We start from the raw sequence: 2,834 nt of genomic DNA on the forward strand, positions 1-2,834 counted from the left end.
TGTAGATTGTCAACTACTTTTGACCCACTTTTGCAAATAAAATTGACCCATCAATATTTAATTTATAACGCTAAGATCATACCCGCTTTCGCGTAAGCGGCACATATTAATTTCAATACTTTTGGTGCTTTGACTAATTTTAATATACTTAGATATTTCTATAAGCCTATCTTGAAGTATATCTATATTTATTGTATCGATAGGATCTTTATAATAAACTTTTTCAGGAATAGATACTACAACTTTTGTAGCATCATCTTTTCCTTTGTTTATTAAATCATCCATACTCATAAAAGTACTAGTCCCCTCAGAGGAAAGTTCATATCTCTTAAACGGCCTATTATATACGTAATTAGTATATTTCTTCAATAACCTAACAAAATAGTCATAATTAATTGAAGTTGTATTGGCGACAAACTCTTTTGCTGCTTTTTTTCCTTCATTATTAAATATATGTATAAACTTTTCATAATCTAAATCTTTATGATCATGTTTCATTGTAAAATCCTCCTATTTAATCCCCTTTACTCTATAGCTATCCCCTGTTATACTTATTAAGTGACAGTGATGCATTAGTCGATCAAGTATTGCAGTTGCAGCTAATTTGCTAGTAAATATTTTATCCCAATTACCTAGTGGTATATTGGTAGTTATTATTAGAGAGCTTTTTTCATATCGTTGGCGGATGATTTGAAAGAATATGCTCTCTTTTTCTTTATCCATTTGAAAATGACCTAATTCATCAATTATTAGTAGATCTACTTTTCGCAAGGCTTTAAATTTACTTTCTAAAGAGCCTTGAAGATAGCTAGCATACAACTTGTCCATAAATTCTTGAGCTGTAGTAAATAATACCTTAAACCCATTTTTACAAGCTAATACTCCTAGTGATATACTAATATGACTTTTGCCGACGCCTGGCGGGCCGATTAAAATTACATTTTCTTTGTTATTTATAAATGTTAGTGTCTCTAAATCCCTTACTTTAGCTTCATTAATTTTATCAGGAAAGGAAAAATCAAATCCATCCAATGTTTTTATTCCCTCAAATTTTGCAGCCTTAATATTACGCTCAGTATTTCTTTCTTTTTTTCCTTTAGCCTCGATGTCTAATAATCTTGCTAAAAATTCTCTATGTCCAAGATTATTTTCGATAGCGTAAGCTATTTCTTCTTCATAGTTTAACTGAATATCTAACAATTTAAATTGCTTAAGAAGAGATTTAATATGGTCTGGTGCTGTGTTAATCCTGTCTTTCATAATTAAAACTGATCCTCCTCATAATAAGATAAATCACGGCTAGTTTCACTTATAGTAAGGAGTTCATCTTCTGAATTCATGCCTTTTACAATATTAAAATACTGTGTTTTTAATACGGTTTTTATATCTTTAATTTCATAGATATTATTATCAATACAATACTTTAAAATTAAGTCTAACGAGTCGATATCATATAACTCCTTGAGTTTAATTATTTGACGCAAGTGATAACTAGGTTGCTTTAAATAGGGAATACAGTTTTTGTAGAATACCTTCCCGTTAGAAAATGTATTTTCAAATTGTCTTATTATTTCAGGGATAGATTTTGGTGCAATATTATTTAAATCACCATAGTGAGTATCTACTGTAATCATTTTCCCCTTATCTTTTATAATTTCATGAGATGCAATTATATCTAAAGCTTTATTAAATATTTCTAATTTATATCCTAATGTTATTCTAAATGATACTTTTTTACCTACATATTCAACAGGTACGCTATACTTTACAGCATCTACAGAAATATATGAATCTAAACTTACTTTTCTCTCTTTAAGGTCACAAATTATAAAAGGTTTACTTCTTAACGGTATTAAATGTGGAGATTCTTCTAGAAAGAACTCATTTGTTATTCTTCGCGTAGTTCTGTGGACAGAATTATTAGCTTCCTCTATAAATATATCAGCTGCTTGATTTAATTCAGTCATAGAATTAAACTTATTTCCTTTCACAAATTGTTCTTCAATATATTGAAAAGGTCTTTCTACTTTACCTTTGGTTCTCGCCCTGTAAGGGTTGCAGGCATTTAGAGATATTCCTAGATAATGTGCTAATCTTAATGCATTAGTATTAAAATTAACTTCATCCCCAGCTTTATTAGAATCTACTAAAGCTTTTGGATTATCTATTAATAATTCTTTTGTTACGCCTCCAAATTTCTTAAATAATAAGTGTATTGCTTCATATGTAGCTTCGCCGTCGCAAGACTTAGAAAATATAATAGCTTTTTTCCTTGATGCTGATAAAATTAATGAAAAACAATAAACTGTTATTTTTTCACCACCTATAGTCATTACATAATGTGCCCAATCAAATTGTGATTGATCACCTAAAGGTGTTTCGATACGTTTCGTAGCTTTTAATGGAATATTAATTTTATCTTCTTTTAGTTTATTTAAATATCTGTATACTGGCGATATGCTTCCAGCATATCCAGTTTTCTTTAACTCTCTATAAATTCTTGTCCCAATGAAGTTATATTCGGGATCAAGGTACCAAACTCTGATTTCTTCTAGATAATCATCAATTTTTGTTTCATATTCTCGCTTCTTATAATTAGGTTCTTCTTCAAATCGTATTAATCTTTTAACTGTATTTCTGGATATTTTTAATTCTCTGGCTATTTGCCGAATCGGAACTCCTTTCTTATACATTGTTTTGACTGTTATCCAATCTCTCACATCTTTCACCTTTATTCCTCCTAATCTTTGGTTCAAAGATTAGGATAGTTTATCCATTATAGGTGGGTCAACTTTACTCGTTAAAGGTGGGTCAGTTTTAAGTATAAATCAACA

At 29.6% G+C, this 2,834-nt stretch carries 3 protein-coding genes; all 3 read right to left on the reverse strand.

What is annotated here, in order from left to right:
- Positions 1-57: 57 nt before the first annotated feature.
- From L1S49_RS23015 to istA, 3 genes are read right to left on the reverse strand one after another with little or no spacing between them, the layout of a single operon-like run.
- On the reverse strand, positions 58-498 hold the full coding sequence (locus tag L1S49_RS23015) for a hypothetical protein (RefSeq protein ID WP_238907685.1): 441 nt from the start codon (positions 496-498) through the stop codon (positions 58-60).
- A gap of 12 nt (positions 499-510) precedes the next feature.
- Positions 511-1,260, reverse strand: coding sequence for an IS21-like element helper ATPase IstB (istB, locus tag L1S49_RS23020; RefSeq protein ID WP_238907689.1), 750 nt, complete (start codon positions 1,258-1,260; stop codon positions 511-513).
- A 2-nt stretch (positions 1,261-1,262) separates the two neighbouring features.
- Positions 1,263-2,729 carry an IS21 family transposase gene (gene istA, locus L1S49_RS23025; protein ID WP_238907692.1) on the reverse strand — a complete coding sequence of 489 codons (1,467 nt, stop codon included), beginning with the start codon at positions 2,727-2,729 and terminating at the stop codon, positions 1,263-1,265.
- Between the last annotated feature and the right edge of the window lie 105 nt (positions 2,730-2,834).

The organism is Clostridium sp. YIM B02506 (assembly GCF_022324845.1).
Taxonomy (GTDB): domain Bacteria; phylum Bacillota; class Clostridia; order Clostridiales; family Clostridiaceae; genus Clostridium_T; species Clostridium_T intestinale.